At 26.2% G+C, this 20286-nt stretch carries 18 protein-coding genes and 4 tRNA genes; 7 read left to right on the top strand and 15 right to left on the bottom strand.

Features of this window, described 5'->3' with window-relative positions:
• The first annotated feature begins 40 nt into the window (after positions 1 to 40).
• The 4 genes from AAQM_RS08775 to AAQM_RS08760 are packed head-to-tail and all read left to right on the top strand — an operon-like array spanning position 41 to position 4392.
• Positions 41 to 1222 carry a TolC family protein gene (locus AAQM_RS08775; protein ID WP_129095903.1) on the top strand — a complete coding sequence of 394 codons (1182 nt, stop codon included), beginning with the start codon at positions 41 to 43 and terminating at the stop codon, positions 1220 to 1222.
• A complete protein-coding gene (locus tag AAQM_RS08770) occupies positions 1222 to 2487 on the top strand; it encodes an efflux RND transporter periplasmic adaptor subunit (RefSeq protein WP_129095904.1) in 1266 nt (421 codons plus the stop codon). The genes AAQM_RS08775 and AAQM_RS08770 overlap by 1 nt, the downstream gene beginning before the upstream one ends.
• Positions 2477 to 3181, top strand: a complete 705-nt coding sequence (locus tag AAQM_RS08765; protein WP_171920699.1) for an ABC transporter ATP-binding protein — start codon at positions 2477 to 2479, stop codon at positions 3179 to 3181. Before AAQM_RS08770 ends, AAQM_RS08765 begins: the two co-directional genes overlap by 11 nt.
• The gene (locus AAQM_RS08760; RefSeq protein WP_129095906.1) at positions 3181 to 4392 is read left to right on the top strand and encodes an ABC transporter permease; all 1212 of its coding nucleotides are present in this window, start codon (positions 3181 to 3183) and stop codon (positions 4390 to 4392) included. Before AAQM_RS08765 ends, AAQM_RS08760 begins: the two co-directional genes overlap by 1 nt.
• A 14-nt stretch (positions 4393 to 4406) precedes the next feature.
• Here the strand turns inward: AAQM_RS08760 and AAQM_RS08755 are convergent, their stop codons facing one another.
• The 9 genes from AAQM_RS08755 to AAQM_RS08715 form a co-directional block, all read right to left on the bottom strand.
• The gene (locus AAQM_RS08755; protein WP_129095907.1) at positions 4407 to 4910 is read right to left on the bottom strand and encodes an ankyrin repeat domain-containing protein; all 504 of its coding nucleotides are present in this window, start codon (positions 4908 to 4910) and stop codon (positions 4407 to 4409) included.
• 52 nt (positions 4911 to 4962) lie between these two features.
• Positions 4963 to 5166 carry a hypothetical protein gene (locus tag AAQM_RS08750; protein WP_129095908.1) on the bottom strand — a complete coding sequence of 68 codons (204 nt, stop codon included), beginning with the start codon at positions 5164 to 5166 and terminating at the stop codon, positions 4963 to 4965.
• 184 nt (positions 5167 to 5350) lie between these two features.
• On the bottom strand, positions 5351 to 7465 hold the full coding sequence (locus tag AAQM_RS08745) for a heavy metal translocating P-type ATPase (RefSeq protein ID WP_129095909.1): 2115 nt from the start codon (positions 7463 to 7465) through the stop codon (positions 5351 to 5353).
• Between the two features lie 3 nt (positions 7466 to 7468).
• Positions 7469 to 7840 carry a YtxH domain-containing protein gene (locus AAQM_RS08740; protein ID WP_129095910.1) on the bottom strand — a complete coding sequence of 124 codons (372 nt, stop codon included), beginning with the start codon at positions 7838 to 7840 and terminating at the stop codon, positions 7469 to 7471.
• The gene (locus tag AAQM_RS08735) at positions 7833 to 8195 is read right to left on the bottom strand and encodes a magnetosome protein MamC family protein (protein WP_128986792.1); all 363 of its coding nucleotides are present in this window, start codon (positions 8193 to 8195) and stop codon (positions 7833 to 7835) included. Before AAQM_RS08735 ends, AAQM_RS08740 begins: the two co-directional genes overlap by 8 nt.
• Positions 8192 to 8383 carry a hypothetical protein gene (locus tag AAQM_RS08730; protein ID WP_129095911.1) on the bottom strand — a complete coding sequence of 64 codons (192 nt, stop codon included), beginning with the start codon at positions 8381 to 8383 and terminating at the stop codon, positions 8192 to 8194. Before AAQM_RS08730 ends, AAQM_RS08735 begins: the two co-directional genes overlap by 4 nt.
• A 3-nt stretch (positions 8384 to 8386) precedes the next feature.
• The gene (locus AAQM_RS08725; protein ID WP_129095912.1) at positions 8387 to 9073 is read right to left on the bottom strand and encodes a ferritin-like domain-containing protein; all 687 of its coding nucleotides are present in this window, start codon (positions 9071 to 9073) and stop codon (positions 8387 to 8389) included.
• The gene (locus AAQM_RS08720; protein WP_129095913.1) at positions 9074 to 9388 is read right to left on the bottom strand and encodes a hypothetical protein; all 315 of its coding nucleotides are present in this window, start codon (positions 9386 to 9388) and stop codon (positions 9074 to 9076) included. It lies immediately after the preceding gene.
• Positions 9389 to 9470: 82 nt separating this feature from the next.
• The gene (locus tag AAQM_RS08715) at positions 9471 to 9920 is read right to left on the bottom strand and encodes a Fur family transcriptional regulator (protein ID WP_129095914.1); all 450 of its coding nucleotides are present in this window, start codon (positions 9918 to 9920) and stop codon (positions 9471 to 9473) included.
• Between the two features lie 242 nt (positions 9921 to 10162).
• On the opposite strand from AAQM_RS08715, the gene AAQM_RS08710 reads away from it, so the two are divergent.
• Positions 10163 to 10555 (top strand): hypothetical protein, encoded by a 393-nt coding sequence (locus AAQM_RS08710; RefSeq protein WP_129095915.1) that lies wholly within the window; start codon positions 10163 to 10165, stop codon positions 10553 to 10555.
• A 166-nt stretch (positions 10556 to 10721) separates the two neighbouring features.
• On the opposite strand, the gene AAQM_RS08705 is transcribed toward AAQM_RS08710, so the two are convergent.
• The 4 genes from AAQM_RS08705 to AAQM_RS08690 form a co-directional block, all read right to left on the bottom strand.
• Positions 10722 to 10808 (bottom strand) — tRNA-Leu (locus AAQM_RS08705).
• 24 nt (positions 10809 to 10832) lie between these two features.
• Positions 10833 to 10908 (bottom strand) — tRNA-Phe (locus AAQM_RS08700).
• 15 nt (positions 10909 to 10923) lie between these two features.
• A tRNA-Tyr gene (locus tag AAQM_RS08695) sits at positions 10924 to 11008 on the bottom strand.
• A gap of 22 nt (positions 11009 to 11030) precedes the next feature.
• Positions 11031 to 11105, bottom strand: a tRNA-Gln gene (locus AAQM_RS08690).
• Between the two features lie 158 nt (positions 11106 to 11263).
• On the opposite strand from AAQM_RS08690, the gene AAQM_RS08685 reads away from it, so the two are divergent.
• On the top strand, positions 11264 to 12871 hold the full coding sequence (locus AAQM_RS08685) for a sensor histidine kinase (RefSeq protein WP_129095916.1): 1608 nt from the start codon (positions 11264 to 11266) through the stop codon (positions 12869 to 12871).
• Between the two features lies 1 nt (position 12872).
• Entirely contained in the window at positions 12873 to 13988 is a 1116-nt protein-coding gene (locus AAQM_RS08680; protein WP_129095917.1) for a hybrid sensor histidine kinase/response regulator, read from the top strand.
• 6 nt (positions 13989 to 13994) lie between these two features.
• On the opposite strand, the gene AAQM_RS08675 is transcribed toward AAQM_RS08680, so the two are convergent.
• Entirely contained in the window at positions 13995 to 17639 is a 3645-nt protein-coding gene (locus tag AAQM_RS08675; protein ID WP_129095918.1) for an ATP-binding protein, read from the bottom strand.
• Positions 17636 to 20284 carry an ATP-binding protein gene (locus tag AAQM_RS08670; RefSeq protein ID WP_129095919.1) on the bottom strand — a complete coding sequence of 883 codons (2649 nt, stop codon included), beginning with the start codon at positions 20282 to 20284 and terminating at the stop codon, positions 17636 to 17638. Before AAQM_RS08670 ends, AAQM_RS08675 begins: the two co-directional genes overlap by 4 nt.
• Positions 20285 to 20286 lie beyond the last annotated feature (2 nt).

The raw sequence follows: 20286 nt of genomic DNA, 5'->3' as shown, positions 1-20286 counted from the left end.
TATCGTATAAAATTCGCACAATTGAAAAAAAGGAGAATCTTTGAGAAAGATTGTTATTTTGCCAATTCTTTGTTCTTTAATGTTTGCAAATGAGTTAGAACTTTTGCAAGAGGATAAAAAAGAGTTAAGAAAAATTGATAAAGAAATAATAGAAAAAAAGTATGAAGCATCAAAAGATGAATGGATTGGAAAAATAAATCTAAATTCTTCTTTAGGGAAAGAGCACGACTTTACATATAATACAACAGGAGATATGACAAGAAGTTTAGGACTTAGTTTTTCTCAAAGTATATTTGAATCAGGTGGAATTGAATATAGTATAGAATACGCAAGAAAACAACTAAAATCAGATTTAATAGCTTGGGAAAATCAAAATATTGCACTTATTCAAGCTATATATGAAACTTTGTTAGCAATCAAAAAATTAAAACTTCAAATAGAACAAAGTGATTATTCATTAAAAAATAAGGATATAGAACTTATTTTAAAAAGAATTCAATATGAAGCTGGAAGAGTTGATATTATAGAACTTAATAACGCAATTATGTCAAAAAATAATCAACAAAAAGAGAATATCTCTTTGAAAAACTCATTGAAAGAAAAAGAGTATGAGTTATCAAAATATACAAGTTTAAAATCAAATCAAATAGAGATAATTGATTTTGAAGTTGTAGATAAAGAGAAATTTTTAAAAGATAATTTAAATATCAGATATGAAAACTCTAAAGTTGAATTACTTGATACAAGTTATAAACAATTAAAAAGTACATATTTACCAAAAGTTACTTTAAATACAAATGCTAATTATAGAAATAACCAAAATGAAGATGATAGACAAACAGGTTCGGTTAGTTTAAATATGACAATGCCTATTTTTGATATTACAAAAGATTCAAAACTTGAAAAATCAAAACTTGAAGTTTTAAAACAAAAAGTAAATGTTAAAGATATGCAAAATGAATTAGAGTATGAATATGAACAGATTTTAACTCAAATAAATAGTTATGATGAGTATGAAAAAACTATATCTGAGAATTTAAAATTATATGAAGATTTAATTACTGCAAATCAAAGCTCAAATGCTGCTGGTATGAGTGCTGATTATGACTTGGAAATTTTACAAAATACTCAAAAAATTAATCAATATGATTTACAAATAAATGACATAAATAGAAAACTTCAATACACAAAAATATATTTTAAAACAAAGGCAAATATTTAATGGATACAAATTTAAAGAATGAATTAGAAAATTATTCAAATAAAACTTCAAAGAAAAAATATTTTTTTATAGTTCTTATTCTATTACTTTTAATAGGTGTAGGATATTACTATTTTGTAAATAATCAATCAAAAAAAGAGCAAGTAGTATCATTTAATACAAAGAAAGTAACACGTGGAGATTTATCTGTGGTTGTTAGTGCTACAGGAACCATCAATCCTACAAATAGTGTAGAAATAGGAGTTGAAGTATCAGGAACTATAAAAGAGATTTTTGTAGATTTTAATGATGAAGTAAAAGTAGGACAACTTTTAGCCACATTAGATACAAGAAAATTACAATCAGAAGTTGATGGACAAACAGCAGCATTAGCAATTGCAAATGCTAATTTAAAAGAGAGTGAAGTAAATCTAAGAAATAAAAAATCAGTTTATGATAGAACTTTAAAAATGTACAATAGTTCAGGTGGGAAATATCCATCTATAAATGAACTTGATTCTACAAGATTTGCATATGAAGCAGCAGTTTCATCACTAGAAGCTGCAAGAGCAAAAGTAGAGCAATCATCTTTTAATTTAAATACAGCAAAACAAAATCTTGATAAAGCCTATGTTAGGTCATCAATAAATGGAATAGTTTTAAATAGAGCTGTTGAAGTTGGACAAACACTTGCTGCATCTATGAATGCACCAAAACTTTTCACTTTAGCAAAAGATTTAACACAAATGGACTTAATAGTTAGTATTGATGAATCTGATGTTGCTGATATTAAAAAAGATTTAGATGTTACTTTTAGTGTTGATGCTTATCCTAATAGAACATTTAAAGGAAAAATCAAACAAGTTAGACTTAATCCAATAACTGTAAATGGAGTGGTAACTTATGAAACAGTAGTTGGTGTTTCTAATGAAGAGTTGCTTTTAAGACCAGGGATGACAGCAACTGCACAAATTATAACTAAACAAAGTATTGATAAATTGATTATTCCAAATAGTGCATTAAGATTTAAACCAAAAGTTCAAACTGAACAAAAAGCAAATACTATAAATTTAGTTCAAGGTCCAAGAAGACCAATGGGTGAACGAACACCTAAAGAAATGGGTAAAAGAGAGTTTTCACCTATATTTATTTTAGACAATAATCAACCAAAACATGTAATGGTAAAAGTTTTAGAAACAGATGGAAAATCAACAACAGTTGAATCAAAAGATTTAAAAGTTGATGATGAAGTAATAATGTCACAAAAGAGCGATAATGCAAAATAGCAAAACTATTATTGAATTCAAAAATATAGTTAAAACTTATGGAACAGGAGATGCAAAAACTTACGCTTTAAATGGAGTTGATTTATCCATAAAAGAGGGTGAGTTTGTAGCTATTATGGGAGCTAGTGGAAGTGGAAAATCAACAGCTATGAATATGATTGGATGCTTGGATAAACCAAGTAGTGGCGAATATTTATTTAATGGAATTAATGTTGAAAATTTAAATAGAAATCAAATGGCACTTTTGCGAAGAAATTTTTTAGGATTTGTTTTTCAAAGTTTTAATCTTTTAGGAAGAACAAGTGCTTTAGAAAATGTAGAACTACCACTTGTTTATAGAAAAATTCCTTCAAAACAAAGAAAAGAGATGGCAATTGAAGCACTTACTAAAGTAGGGCTTCAAAGTGTGATTTATAATACTCCTGCACAACTTTCAGGTGGACAACAACAAAGAGTTGCAATTGCAAGAGCAATTGTTTCAAATCCTTTGGTATTACTAGCAGATGAACCAACGGGAAATCTTGATAGTATTAAAAGTATGGAGATTATGAATTTACTTAAAAAACTAAATGAAGATGAAAATATAACTATAATTATGGTAACTCATGAAGAAGAAATGGCAGCCTTTGCTTCAAGGGTTATATATTTTAGAGATGGACATATAGAAGATAGTTTGAAAAAAGGATATAAATAATGCTAAGTAATGCCTTTTTAATTGCTATAAAAGAGATAAAAAGAAATTTGTTGAGGTCTTTTCTTACAATTCTTGGAATTGTAATAGGAGTGGCATCAGTTATTGCTATGGTTATGATTGGTGATGGAACAACGGCAAATGTACAACAAAGTATCTCTAAACTTGGAACAAATATGCTAACACTTAGAGTTGGACAAGAAAGACGAGGACCTCCTAGAGAAGATAATAGTGCAAAACCTTTTACAGAGGGTGATATAAGTGCTATAAAAAATGAACTTCAAAATATAAAAGCAGTTGCTGCTGAAAACTCAAGTAGAATGAATGTTGTTTATGGAAATAAAAGTAATACAGCTTCAGTTATTGGAACTAGTAATGATTATTTTATAATTAAAGATTGGGAAGTAACACAAGGAAGAGTTTTTGATGAACATGAAGAAAATAGTGGAAAATCATCTTGTATTATTGGAACGACTATTGTAAAACAACTTTTTGGTGATGAAAATCCAATTGGAGTAAATATAAGACTTAAAAATATAAGTTGTAATGTGATTGGAGTTTTAAAATCAAAAGGAGCAGCAGCTTTTGGAAATGATCAAGATGAAATAGTAATTGTTCCACTTAAAATGTTTCAACAAAAAATAAAAGGAGATAAAGATATCTCTTCTATTTTAATCTCTATTACAGATGGAAAATATATCGAAAATGCAAAGCTTGAAATAACTTCTTTGATGCAAGAAAGAAGAGCTGTAAAACTAGAAGAGCCGGATAATTTTCATATAAGAGATATGCAAGATTTATTATCAACTATGACTTCAACTACTAAAATGCTAACTTATCTTTTAGGTTCGATTGCTGGAATTTCTTTACTTGTGGGAGGAATTGGAATAATGAATATTATGTTGGTTTCAGTAACAGAGCGAACTAGAGAAATAGGAACAAGACTTGCTATTGGAGCTATGGAAAATGAAGTGTTACTACAGTTTCTAGTTGAATCTATAGTTTTAGCCACACTTGGAGGAATAATAGGAATATTTTTGGGTTTAGGAATAGGGTATATAACTGTAAATATAATGGATTTACCATTTATTTTAAATAGTCAAATTATCTTAATATCATTTGTTTTTTCTACACTAATTGGTGTCTTTTTTGGATATTTTCCAGCTAGAAAAGCTGCAAGATTAAACCCTATTGATGCTTTAAGATATGAATAAAAATTCCAGTAAATTTACTGGAATTTTTTTATCAAATAATCATTTTTTAAAAAATGAGCTAAATTTTTAGCACTATTACCTAAAAAATCTTCATGCTCTAAATCAGCACCATTTTCAATAAGATATTTTATACTATTTTGTTTGTTATATAGTAAGGCATAAATTAGTGGAGTAGAGTTAATATCATCAATTTCATTTATGTTTAAACCACAATTTTTTAGACATTTTAATACTTTTGTATTATCCAAATAAACAGCATAATTCATAGCAGAAAAATTAGGAGAAACTTCAGTTTTAATTCCTAATGCTATTAACTCTTTTATAATTTCAAGTTTATTTTTTGTGATTGCCCAATATAAAGCATTTTTACCATTGAAGTCTTTTGCATTTATATCTAAGATTTTTAATCTAAACATCTCTAATAACATATTCCATTTTTCACTATTTACTAGTGATGAAAAGATATTTGCAACTATTTGCTGATTTAGGTTTTTATTTAAAAGATGATTATTAGACATCTTAAGTCCTTTATATTAATGATAATCGTTATCATAATATAAAGAATCTTAACTATTGTTTAAGTTGTTTTGATTTTTTTGGTTGATAAAGCATGTGATGCCAAAGTGCAAAACCACAAAAGGCAACACCTGCAACCACGTGGACTTTTTTTGCAACAGAATTTTTCATAAACATTGAGGTAACAACAGTTGCACCAAGAGTTGCTGTCATTCCTATTTTTGCAGCTTCTTTTTGAAGCTCTGAATCAAATTTCATACCTTTGTTTCCTTTTTTTTCTTCTTTCCATTGTTTTTACTGTTTTATTTACAGTTTTAACTGTCAAAATTGCTGTTAAAGCAGTAGCTAATGGTAATAAAATTGGCATAAGAAATCCTTTTGATAATAATTATCAGAATTTTATCTAGTTAATCTTAAATAAAACTGATAACTATTATCATAGTTATCTCTTAAGCTTTACACCCTTTATAGAATTTAATAATAAACCAATAGTTGTTCCATTATGTAAAACAGCAGTTGTTATTGGTGAAAATAGACCAAATGTTGCACCTGCTAAAATACAAGAGTTTATACCAACCGTTGCATTAAAATTATTATTTATTAAATTCATTGTTTTTAAAGCATACTCTTTTGCTTCAACAACAGCCATAATATCATCTTTTAAAAGACTTATATCAGCAGTTGCTTTTGCTATATCAGCACCTCTACTCATAGAGATTCCAACGTGTGCAGAGATTAGTGCAGGAGCATCATTTATTCCATCTCCTACGAAAGCCACTTTTTTACCTTCTTTCATAAGCTCTTTTACAATTTTTGCTTTATCTTGAGGTAAAAGTTCTGCTCTTACATCTGTTATTCCTAATTCTGAAGCTATCATTTGTGCTTTTTGTTTTGTATCACCTGTTAACATAATGATATTTTTAACACCTAATTTTTTTAATTTTAAAATAGCCTCTTTTGAGTTATGTCTTAATTCATCAGCTAACTCAATTGTTCCTAAAAGTTTTTTATCATATCCCACATAAAGTAGAGTTTTACCTTTTTTTATGGCATCATCAATTTTATCTTTAAAAGGAGTAAAATCTATTTTTTCATCATCTTCTAAAAAATGTCTGCTTCCAATAACTACACTTTTACCTTCAACTTCAGTTTTTACTCCATGGGCAACAATAAATTCAACTTCTTCATGGTGCATATGAACAAAACCTCTTTGAACAGCAGCTTTTACAACAGCTTCTGCAACTGGATGAAAATAGTGCTCTTCTGTTGAAGCAGTAAGATTTAAAAGTTCATCTTCACTCCAGTTTTCATCATAAGACTCTACATTTACAACTTCTAGTTCACCAGCTGTTAAAGTTCCTGTTTTATCAAATACAAAAGTATCAGCATTATTTAAAGCTTCGATAGATTTTGCACCTTTTATCATAATTCCATTGTGACCAGCTTTTGAAATAGTTGATTTAAAAGCAACAGGAGTTGCAAGTTTTAAAGCACATGAGTAATCAGCTTGTAATATTGAAGCAACCCTTTCAAAATCTTTTGCAAATATATATGAAACTCCAGCTAGTCCTAAAGTCACAGGAACTAATTTGTTTGCTAATTTATTTGCTTTTAATTGAACAGACGATTTTTCATTTAAAGAGTTTTCTATGTAGTGTTTTATTCTTTGAGTTGCTGTATTTGCTCCCACATGTTCAGCCCAAATTCTAAATCTTCCTTCTTCAACAATTGTTCCTGAAATAACCCTATCACCTCTATATTTGATTACTGGTTGTGCTTCTCCAGTCATTGAAACTTGATTTACACTTCCACTTCCATCTATAATATGCCCATCAATAGGAATAGTATTTCCAGCTCCAACAATTACAATATCTCCAACTTGTATATCCACACTTTTTACCAAAACTTCAGTTATTTTGTCATCAACTTTTACTTCAATCCATGCCTCTTCAACATTTGGTTTTGCTAACTCTTTTAATAAATCATCACTTTTATGAACAGTTGTCTCTTCTATATATTCCCCAAGTTCAAGCATTGCATTTGTTGAGTTTGCAGCTAAATAATCTTTTCTATAAATAGAAATAGCAACAGCAGCACTCTCTAAAACTTTTGAAGTAAGACCTTCTTTAAAAAGCTCTTTAGTTCCTTCTATTAAAAGTGGAGTTGAAGCAGCAGTTGTGATTCCAGCTTTTAATAAATCATTTTGAACAAATCTTTCAGCAATTAATCCACTACTAGCTCTTATCATTCCACCAATTGAAGGCTCTTCATTTCCAACACATGAAACACAAACAGCAGCTTCCTCTTCTTGACAAGATTTTAATAACTCTTCTATTGTAAGATTTGATAAAATCTCTTCAATTTCATGGCTAATATCATTTGTTATTTCAAAAACAATACTATAAGCTTTTTTATTTATTCGTACACTTTTAACATCTTTTATTTTTTCAAGATAGTTTTGTAAAATATTTTCATCTATGAATTTCTCTTTTAATAAAAGATATTTATACCTTAATCGTAAAGGAGTTTCATGTACTTTTATAAATCTATTTTTCATTTTTTATTCTTGATGATGGCTTTGCATTTGAGCTTTAGCATCTTCATATCTCTCTTTTAACTCTTCAATTCCAGCGCTAAAAAGTTCACTTCCTTTTCCAAAAGCTTTAAAAATACCCTCTTGAGCATTTTTATTTGTTAAAAGATAAGTTACAGCTGCACCAATTAATGCACCTTTTACAAAATCACCATTAAAAAAACCATTTTGAACAGGAGCAGGTGTTTGCATAGGAGTTTGTAAAGGATTTATATTTTGATTGATATATGGATTTTGATTGATATTAGCACTTGTTTGAAGAGTTTTTGCTCTGCTATTCTCAATATTCATATCATATTGATTTGTTTGTATATTTTGTTGTAGATTTTGATTATTCATCTATATTCTCCTCTAAATGACAATTTTCATTTGTTAAATATTTTTGATCAAGTTTCTCTTCAATTACTTCAATGGCATATATTCCCATCATTCCAATACTTGCAGCTGTTAGAGCTTTAAATAATCCACCTTTTTGACCTAAATAATTAGCCGTTGCAATTGCACTTCCTGTTGCAATTGCACCTTGTGAAGTTCTTTTTATTGTATCTTTAATGGCATCTTTTTTTGTGATTTGTCTACTTTGAGCTTTTTTGTAATTAATTGCTCCACTTATTACAGCACTTGCAATTGCACCACTTATAACGTGACCCAAAACATTTCTTGGTGCTCCTGTATCAATAACTATCTCTTTCATTCATTTTCCTTTTTTTCTGCTTCACATTTTTCTTCTAAATTATCTTTTGTTTTTTTTATAGTTTGATTTGCAAAATCTTTTGACTTATCAAATAGTTTTGAACTCTTTTGTTTTAGTAACTCTTTGTTTTTATATGCTATTACAGCACCTGCACCAACTGCTACTCCTAAAATAAATGGTAAAGCCATTTTCTACTCCTTTGATTCATTCTCTTGTTTTGCATTATAAGTGTTCAATAAAGCAATTATTGCACCACCTAAAACAGCACCGCTAACCATCGAAAGATTTAGTTTTGAAAAGATTTTCGATATAGAGTTTTCATCTATATTTCCACTCATAATATCATCTAAAATAACTTGATATTCACCTAGTTTTTCCATGATATTTTCTTGAGTTACGTTATTATTTGTTGCACCATTATTATAATGAGCTATTACACAATTTCTAAAAGCAGGAAGGTGATTATTAAAAGATGCAGCTTGAAGTTTAAATAAAACATCTTTTATATCAGCTTCATTAGCATAACTTAATAAATTGTTATACATAGCAATATTATTAATCTCTCCTGCAACTCCCATTTCACAACACTCAATAAGTGTGTTTGGTACTTCTATTTTAGAAGCCCAGTTATTTATAGGAACTTCAACATTATATTTTTGCATTAGTTGAATAAGTGCAGCATAATGGACAGCTTCAGCCTCTTTTATATTTACAAAAGGTTGAACTAATCCAAATTTTTCAATTATTTTTGTGTAGGTTTCATAGGCTTTAAACTCATCATAAACAGCAATTCTTAAAATCTGCGAAATTATAGGAATTTGGCTATTTTCATCTACTCTTGCACTCATTAATAGTGCTTCATCTATATTTGTTTCCAACTAAATAACCTCCTTTGCAAGTTTATTTATTAGTTGTGTTAACTCTTCAATATTTTGATTTTTTATTAAATCTTCCCAAAGTTTTGGACTAAATATTTTAGGGTCATACATAATTGTAACAGAAGCAATAATTTTATTTATTTTAATACTAATTATTCCTTCTATTTTATTTGGCAAATTTTCTATATCTGCTATTGTTATATTTCCACCTGAATCTTTGATTTTGGGATTTACTCTAACTCTTAATCTTCCAGGTGTATGAGCAATAATAGAAAAAAAACTAGCAATTTTTATAATATCTTCTGTACTTATCAAAATCTATCCTTTCACTATGAACATTTTTTCTAATTGAAAATTAATTTAAACTTATTAAAAATTAATAATTATTATCACAAAATTATTGACATTTTTCACAAAGTCCATAAATAGTCATAACATGTTCTTTAAGAATGAAGTTGTTCTTTTTAGCCACTTTTTCTTGTTGTTCTTCTATTATTTCATCTGTAAATTCAAAAATAGCACCGCAATTATTGCAAATTAGATGGTCATGATGTTCTGCCAAACTTAATTCATATCGAATAGAACTTCCCCCAACATCTAACATATTTACAAGTTTCATATCATGCAGAAATTTCATAGCTCTATAAACTGTAGCTATTCCTATTGACACATTATAATTTTCTCTTATTTTGTTTGATATCTCTTCTGCTGTTAAATGTTCTTTTGAAAAATATAATACTTTTAAAATATAATCTTTTTGTATAGAGTTTTTTAAACCTATTTTTGAAACATTTTTTTTGAAATTTTTTAGAAAAATATTAAACGCAACTTCTTGATTATTTTCCATTAATTAAAACCTTTTATTGAAATGATTACGATACTAAAGAAGATTAAAAAAAGATATACTTTCCATAAATTCCTGTGAATTTTTATATTTTTTTCGTATAAAGATGATTTTTTCATAAACTTCCTTTTTGTAAAGAGAAATATTATCATTAAAACTCTTAAAGAATATTGATTTTAATTATCAGTTTAAATCTAAATTAAGTATTTTATCTTTATAATTTAAAAAAATAAATAAGGATTTTTATGCTAAATGTAACACTTTTAAGTTCAGTTGCAAAAAGTGCATTTGTTGGAGCAGTTGCTACAAAGTTAGTTGATACTTTTGTTTCAACAAAAATAAATACGAAAATCGAACAAAATAAATGGGCAAGAACAACAAAATTAGAGTTATTTTCAAAATTAATAGAAGATATATTATTACTTGATAGTGAAGATTTTAACATTCAAATAAAAGAAATAAAAAGAAGTTGTGCAAAAATTATTTTACTTGTAAACGATAAAAAATTAGAGTTAAAAATAGAAGATTATTTAAATAGATTAAACAGATTTGTACAAAATGATAAAGTTGAAAGAAACGGTTTGTCTTTATTGAATAAAGATATGATTTCTTATTTAAAAATGAATATAAGACTATAAAATAAGTATTGATTTAAATGAATAAAATTAGTTTCTTTCTGATTTTATTCATAAATATAAAGCATTTTTTACCATAATTTTAAGATTAGAATATTTTTACTATATGAATTTATATGAAAAAACTATATTCATTTAGAAACATCATAAAATAGGGATTGTTTAAAAGTGGTGCGAATGGTGAGAATCGAACTCACACTCCGAAACCGGAACGGGATTTTAAGTCCCGCGCGTCTACCTATTCCGCCACACTCGCACATGTGTATAAAAGATTTAAAAGTGGTGGTTCGAGACAGAATCGAACTGTCGACACAAGGATTTTCAATCCTTTGCTCTACCGACTGAGCTATCGAACCATTTACTTTTAAAAGTGGTGGTGAGAGAAGGATTCGAACCTTCGAAGCCTGAGGCGGCGGATTTACAGTCCGCAGGATTTGACCACTCTCCAACCTCACCAACAATAAAACTTAAACTAATTTGGATGGGGTAGAAGGATTCGAACCTTCGAGTGACGGTACCAAAAACCGTTGCCTTACCGCTTGGCGATACCCCAATAATTTAAGTGGACGGAATTATATACTTTTAATAATTAAAGTTAGCTAAAATTATAAAAATATATATAAATTAAATTTTATCACTTTACTAAGAAGCAAATATTATGGTATTATTTTTACCTATTAGGTATTATTTAAGTGCTATAAGGTGTATATTATGTTCATGGAACATTTGGCTTTGACATATAAATGTCATAGCTCAATTGGTAATAGTTTAGATTTAAAAATTATGATGAAAGAAGTTCTTTCTACTTTTGTAGAAGAGACAAATGCTATCAATGGTTTTTTTTATTTATTAGATGAAGATGATTTGTTACATAAATATTTATCTTATGATAACTCTTTTGAATATGATAAAGAGTTTTTGAAGAGTAAAATAACTGATTATAAGTATGTAAAAACATTTGATTTAGAAAATAGAAAAGTGTTGATATTACCTTTAAATAAAGGTATTTTATTTATTGTTTATGAAAATTTCGAAGTTAATTTTGAATATATAACTTCTATGTTTCAGGATTTAATAGTTAAATTAAACATTAGTATTGATGCATGTTTAAATGTTCAAAGAATGAAAAATAAAAATAAAATATTAAAACATCTAACTAACGAACTAAAAGAACAACAACAAAAATTGATTGAATCAGATAAGTATAAAACAGATTTTTTAGCAAATATGAGTCATGAACTTAAAACTCCTTTAAATTCAATAATCGTTATCTCTTCTATAATGAGCAAAAATAAAAATCAAAAACTTGATGAAGAACAAGTTAAAAATATGAAAATTATAAATAATTGTGGAAATGATTTACTTCTTTTAATCAATGATATTTTAGATATTTCAAAAATTGAAGCAGGAGAAATCGCTCTTAATTTATCTAAAATAGATATAAATGAGTTAATTGAAGATTTAGTTAATGAGATGAAACCTTTAGTTATTGAAAAAAATCTAGTTTTAAAAACGAATAATTTATCTAAAAATATTATTTTACTTACAGATTCTCATAGAATAAAGCAAATTCTGAAAAATTTATTAAGTAATGCAATAAAATTTACTCAAAAAGGGATGATTGAAGTAATTTTAGAAGAAAACGCAAATGATATAACAATAAAAGTAGTAGATCAAGGAATAGGAATTTCAGAAGAGAAATTAAAATATATTTTCGAAAGATTTAAACAAGCAGATAGTAGTACGACTAGAAAATATGGTGGTACAGGACTTGGTTTAGCTATTTCTAAAGAATTAGCACTTTTACTTGGAGCTGATATTAAGGCTTTTAGTGTTCTTAATAAAGGAAGTACTTTTGAGTTAATTTTACCTAAAAAAACAAATATTAAAAATATTTCAGATGATAAGGTTATTATCTCTTCAAAAGATGAAGATTATGGTGTTGAAGATATAGTATTTTTTGATTCAGATATAAAAGAGGAAGATACTTTTTCACAAAAAAATGAAAAGATTCTTATAATAGATAGTGATTATGGTTCTTTTTTCCCAATTGCTGTATATTTGAAAAAAAATGATTTTATTTTAAATTATTGCAAATTTATTGAAGAAGCTAAAGAAATTCTTTCTAGTGAGATTTATGAATTGGTAGTTATTTATGATGAAAACTTAAATGAAATAGATGATTTTTTAGATTATTGTAGAAATAAAAATCTTAAATTTATAGTTGTTTCTTCAACTGAAAATAAAGAACATTTTTTAAAAAAAGAGTTAGTTCAAACTGAATTACTAGAAAAAATTTTAAGCTATTTAGGAAAATAATATGGAAAGATTTAATATTTTATTAGTAGATGATGTTCCTGAAAATATATATTCTTTAAAAATGATGATTGAAGATAGTTTCGATGTTAATATTTTTTCAGCATTAAGCGCCCAAGAGGGTATAGAAATATTGATGAAAGAAAATATTGATTTGATATTAACTGATGTTCAAATGCCCGAAATTGATGGATTTGAATTTGTTGATTATTTAAAAAATATTGAAAGAACAAAAAATATTCCAGTTATTTTTATAACAGGCATTTATGATAAAGATGAGTATAAAACTAAAGGTTATAATTTGGGAGCAGTTGAATATATAACTAAACCAATTCATGATGTTTTATTAAATTCAAAATTAAAAGTTTACATTGATATTTTTGAAAAGAGAAAATCAGATGAGGAAGAGATTGCTGCAAAAGATAGAGTTTTAATTCATCAGTCGAAAATGGCAACAATGGGAGAGATGATAGGGGTTATCGCACATCAATTAAAACAACCTTTAAATATATTATCTTTGTATTGTAATGATGTGAAAAATTCTTATGAATTTAATGAGATAAATGACAAATTTATTGATGATTTCTCTAAGAATACAAAAAAACAGATAGATTTTTTAAGTGAAACAATAGATGATTTTAGAAATTTTTTCAATCCAAATAAACAAAAAAGAGTTTTTGAAATAAAAAAAGCAATAAATACTTCTATTAAATTATTAGGAAATCAATTTGATGTAAATAAAATAATTTTAAATATTGATGTAGGTGATGAAAAAGTTTATGGTATTGAAACAGAGTTAGAACAAGTTATTTTGAACATTATAAATAATGCAATTGATGCTTTTAACGATAGAGATATAGATTATAGAGAAATAAATATCACTGTTTTATCAAAAAGTTCATATACGATTTTGATTATTGAGGATAATGCAGGAGGAGTTAAGATAGATACATTAGAAAAACTTTTTGATCCTTACTATACTACTAAAGCAACTGGAACTGGAACTGGATTATATATGGTAAAACTGGTAATTAAAAATAGTTTTCAAGGAGATTTAAAAGTAAATAATAGTAATAAAGGATTAAGATATATCATAGCTCTTCCTCAAAAAGAGCTATGATTTTTTTTAGATATTTTGATTTATCATATCTTCAACTTTAAAGAAAATTTCCTCTTTTTTATCTTTTGAAAGAGTTCTATCTTCTAATTTGTTTAATAATTCACAAATATCATTTAGTAAAACATTTAAACAAGAATTTTTAATATAATGAGCTTTTTGAGAGGTTTTATCTATATCATTAATTTCTATAAACTCTTTTAATTCAGCTAAATCTTTGTGAATATCTTTTTTAAATTTATTGATAATTAATGTAGCAATATTTTCGCTAATACCTATTTTTTCTGCTACTTTTTTAGAATCTATAAAATTCTTTTCTTTTGGCTCATTTTCTTTTTTATTCTCTTTAGTATTTGATAAATATCTATTAAGAATATTTTTTAAATCGGTTGTATTTATTGGTTTACTAATATAATCATCCATACCAAGCTCTAAAAATCTCTCTTTATCTCCTTTTATTGCATTTGCTGTAACAGCAATGATTGGAGTTTTCCCTAATTGATGTTCTTCTTCATAGGCTCTTATTTGTTTGAAAGCTTCAACTCCATCCATAATAGGCATATTTATATCTGTTAAAATCAATGGATAAGAGTTTTGTTTAAACTCTTCAAAAGCCTCTAGCCCATTGTTTGTCATAGTGCATTCAATTTCTAAAGTATCAAGAATATGTTTTAATAACTCTTGATTAGCTAAGTTATCTTCTGCTACTAATATTTTAGCTTTGTATCTATCTTGTTTTTTTATTATTTGTTTTGTTTGTGTTTTTTCAACACTTTTTTTTGTTTTCATTAAAAGTTCTTGTAATGAATCATTTATTTTTGATGGATAAAAAGGTAGCGCAACAATTTCTTCATTTGGTGTTTTATTGATTGATTCCATATAATTTTCATCATCTAAAAGTATCAAAATTGGAGTATTCTTATACTCTTCTCTTACCATTTCTAACTCTTTAGAAGTTTTAAAACTATGAATTATAACGTCAAAATCTATAGGTTCATTAATTGAGCCAAAAATAGATAAATATCTTTTTGCATAGTGAAATGTATTACTTTGCATATCATCTACTTTAAAATTTAAACCATTGTAGTAATTTTCTCTTTTTTTACCAATACTCTCTTCGCAAGTTTCAAATTCAACATCAAACCAAAATTTACTTCCAGAGCCGATTTTACTAGAAACTTCAATTTTTGAACCAATAGATTTAACAATATGATTACATATACTTAATCCTAATCCTGTTCCCTCATACTCTCTATTTGATTTATTATCAACCTGTACAAAAGGACTAAAAATAGTTTCAATTTTTTCTTTTTCTATTCCAATTCCACTATCAATTACTTCAAATCTAATTTTTGATTTGTTATTTATTTTTTCTAATAAAGTTATATTTATACTTATTTGACCATATTCATGTGTGAATTTAATAGCATTACTTAATAGATTTGATAAAACCTGTCTTAATCTGATACCATCAGTTAGAACACATAGTGGAATTTTATAATCAAGATCAAATATTAATTTTATAAATTTTGAACTAGCTTTTTTTGAAAATAATTCAACAACATTTTCACAAGTGATAAATAAATCAGTTTTTTCTAAATTCATTTGAAATTTACCACTTTCTATTTTTGAAATATCTAAAATATCATTTATAATACATAATAAAGAGTTCGCACTTGATTGGATAATATCAGCTTGTTTTTTATTTGTTGTATTTAAATCTTTTGAATTTCTAAGTAGTTCTGAAAACCCAATAATTGCATTTAATGGAGTTCTTATTTCATGACTCATATTTGCTAAAAAGCTTGATTTTGCTTGGTCTGCTCTTTGGGCTTTTTCCAAAGCTTTATTTTGATTATTTAATAGTATTTCTATATTTTTAGCCATATAATTAAATGCTTCTTCAAGTTTTCCAATTTCATCATTTGATGTAATTGGTAGTCTATATGAAAAATCATTTTTTGCAAATTTTTTAGTTCCTATTAGAATCTTTTCTATTTTAGAAGTTATATAACTTGAAATCCATAATGCTATTGCAATTATTGCAATAATCATTAAAATAGTAGCAAGGGTGAGTTCATGAAGTAATGATTCAACAAATTTATCAACTTCATATTTATTTGCCCTTTCTATCTCTTCCATTTGTTTTGTTTGCTCATCTAATATTTTAGTGATATTTGTTTTTGTTTGATTAGCAGCTGCATGAAACTCATCAACATTTGCTCCAATAGTAACAAATCCAAAACCTCTTTTTGTTTCACCATATTTCCCTGTATAATAAGGAATCGCTGCTGCTGTTGTTAATTTCCATACATTACTCCATAGAATAATAAAAGAACCATAACCACCATTTTGTGTAAGTTGCATCCAACCTTGACATTGTGGTGCAAAATTTAGATATCTACAATCTAATCCAAGATTTCCATCTTCTAAAACTTGCTTCATATTTGGTTTTTTATCATTGCTTTGTTCAACAAAAGTAGGGTAAGTTTTTAAAAAATCATTTATCTCTTTATTTGAGGCATAAAACTCTTGAGCGACTTCACTACTTAACCAAGGCATAGCTCTTTTACCTGTGTTTTTATCATAACCTACAATTGAGTAGTGTCTTGGATGAGCAATACTTTTTCCTTCATAATCCCACATAAAAGCATAATTCCCAAGTGAGGCATCTGATATATTTTGTTTTGCTTCAGGTGTTGTTGGATCAAATTTTTCAGTAAATTGCATAACGTGTTTATGGTCAAGCGCAAGTGAAATATAAGCTATTTTTTGATTATTTTTATAAACAGGAGTTACAAATCTAATAATTCCTTCAAATCTTTTTCCTACAGGATTTTCTTTTCCTGCATATCCATGTTCTTGTGGATTAAAGTCAATATTGATTTTATCTGTTTTTGCTTTTGTAAATGTTCCAATTATTTTAGATTTTATGTATTCTCCAATTACATCAGAAACATAAATTTCACCTTGCTTTAGATTTTTAATTTCATCAAAATAAGTTTCTGAATTTATATAAGTATTTTTTTTATTAGAAATATCTTTTAAATTATTGTCAATAGAAGAAATTTTGTATATCTCTTTTCCATCTAAATCAAAATATGAAATTTCTTTATAAATTGGAATAGATTTTTTCTCAAAATTTAAAGGATCCGTAAAATTAAACTCTCTTTCATTATCTTTTAATTGAGCTTTTTTTATCTCTCTTTCTTCTTTAGTAGGAGCTTTTGTACTTATCCATGTATTTGTTTTTTCATCATAAACATAATCTTCATGAATAATAATATCTTTTGTTTTGCTATTATAAAAATCTTTTAAAATATTGTCATTGATATTTGTTTTTGATAAGAAAAGTAAATCTTTATCCCTTTCATATAAAAAATCAGCAACTTGATTTGCAATTTCAAATGAGAACCTTTCTAGAGTAAATTGTGATTTTAAATCTAGATTTTTTATACTATCTTCTATTGAAGCATTTGCTGTATTTAAAATAATCTCTTTATTTTGATTATTTAAAAACCTCGTGCTATCTTGAACATATTTTTCAAGTTCTATTGCACCTTTATATGCAATATAAGCTATCAATAGTAATGGTAGAACTTTTATTATGACAAAAAGTAGTATTAACTTTATTCTAATTGACATATTTTTCATTTGTTTTCCTCATTTAAAATTTTATTTACTAAATAAATATCAAAGATATTTTTTAACTCTTTTACATTTATAGGCTTTGTAAGATAGTTATCCATACCAATATCTAAAAATCTTTGTTTATCACCTTTTATAGCATTTGCTGTTAGGGCAACTATAGGTGTTTTTTCTAAGTTATTTTCTTTTTCATAGATTCTTATTTGTTTAAAAGTTTCAACACCATCTAAAACAGGCATATTTATATCCATTAAAATTAAATCAAAAGATTCTTTTTTAAACTCATTTAAGATTTCTAAACCATTGTTTTTTATGGTAAATTCTATGCCCATTTCTTCTAAAATATAAGAGATTAGTTCTTGATTTGCACTATTATCTTCTGCAACTAAGATTTTTCCATTAAATTTTTTGATTCCATTTATAACTATTTTTCTTTTATTAGTTTTATTCAATAACTCTTCAATTGCATCATTGATTTTTGAAGCATAAAGAGGAAGAGATAGGGCATACTCATTTTCATCTAAATTTAAGTTTTCTAAATCATCTTCATATTCATGTAAAATTAATAAAGCTGTATTAATATAATTTTTTTTAATTTCTTGTAACTCTTTTTCGAAATTATTACTACAACAATAAATAATTACATCAATTGCTTTAGTTTCATCTTCAATTGCACCAAATAGTTCTAAATATTGTTTAGCGTGGTTAAAAATAGAGCTGTTTTTATTTATTATTTTAAAATTTAAATGATGTAAATAATTTTTATTTATACATAAGTTATCAATGCAAGTTTTAACTTCTAATTCAAAATAAAATTTTGTTCCTTGATTTTCTACACTTTGCACAAATATATTTGAATTTAAAGATTTTATGATGTGAGAACAAATACTCAAACCTAAACCTGTTCCTTGATATTCTCTATTTGATTTATTATCAACTTGAATAAATGGATCAAATATTGTGATTAACTTTTCTTTGGCAATTCCAATTCCTGTATCTTCAACTTCAAATCTTATTTTTGCTTTTTTATTTAAATTTTCTATTAATGAAATATTTAAAGATACAACTCCATTTTTGGGAGTAAATTTTATAGCATTACTTAAAAGATTTGATAAAACTTGTTTTAATCTAACCCCGTCTGTTTCTATGCAAATAGGAACTTTTGGGTCTAAATTAAATATAAGTTTTAGATGTTTTTCCATTGCTCTTTTTGAAAAAAGTTCTATTACATTCTCACTAATTAAAATAATATTAGACTCTTCTATAGATAAAGTAAAATTTCCACTATCTATTTTTGAAACATCTAAAATATCATTTATTATTGTAAGAAGTGAAACAGCACTTGAATTTATAATTTGTGCTTGTTTTTTACTTTGAGTGTCTAAATTTTGTGATTTATCTAAAAGTTCAGAAAAACCAATAATTGCATTTAATGGAGTTCTTATTTCATGACTCATATTTGCTAAAAATGTAGATTTTGCTTCATCTGCTCTTTTTGCTTTTAGTTGACCTTCTATAATCTCTGAAACATCAAGTCTTATTGCTAAATACTCTTCAATTTCATCATCTAAGTTTAAAATAGGAGCAATTGTTGAAGCTACATAATAAGAAGCTCCATCTTTTGCTTTGTTTTTTATTTGACCTTTCCAGATTTGTTTTGATTTTATAGTTTCCCATAAATCTTTGAAAATCTCTTTTGGCATATCTTCATGTCTTATAATGTTGTGATTTTTTCCAATTAGTTCTTCTTTTGTATATTTTGAAATTTTACAAAACTCATCATTTACAAAGGTTATTTTTCCATATTTATCAGTTTTTGAAACAATAGAACTTGAATCTACAGCATTTTTATATTGATTTAAAATTTTTATACTATTTTGTAATTCTTTTGTTCTTTTATCTATTTCTTCTTCAAGATTAATTTTTATTTTTTCATGCTCTTTTGTTCGTCTCATAGACATAATAGTGTAGTGAATACCTAAAATCAATATTAATGTTACTAAAATCAAAAATAGTGTTAAAACTTGATTACTTGATAAATGTAACTCTTTTTCTATAGGAATATTTACTTTAATTACTCCTCTTACATCACCTAATTTCCAATCTCTTTTTGGACTATCTATTCTTGTATTATGACAATTTACACAAGTTTGGTCAAAAAATATATCAGGAATTGCAACAGCAAATTTTTTTCCCATAGAAGTTTGTATAATTTTTGAGTAAATCTCCGTTGGATTGTTTATTAAATAACTTAATGATTCTTTTTGAAAATCATTTAAAACTCTATCTTTTCTATTTTCAAATGGATATTCACTATATAGTTTTATTTCCATATTTTCTTCAGCCAAAAGTTCTGTAAAATCATGAAGTAAAGTAGCAGGTAATGGAATAGTATTATCTTTTATTTTATGGTCAAAATTTATATTTATTTCAGGATGATTTTTTAGGTCTTTTATTATGTATTCTGTGTAATAAGCTCTTATTTTTTTTAGATTATTTACAATATCAATAGCTTTCTTTTCCATAATGTTTTTTTGATTTTCATAAGAGTATTTTGGAATTATGAAAATCATAATTACAAGAAGAATTATAGAAATTATAAAAATAGGTCCAATATATGGGTCTTTAAAAATTGAGAATATTTTTTTCATTA

Origin of the sequence: Arcobacter aquimarinus (assembly GCF_013177635.1) — a bacterium.
GTDB classification, from domain to species: domain Bacteria; phylum Campylobacterota; class Campylobacteria; order Campylobacterales; family Arcobacteraceae; genus Aliarcobacter; species Aliarcobacter aquimarinus.
Note: the sequence above shows the minus strand (reverse complement) of the source record. Positions and strands in the feature narration are given on the sequence as shown.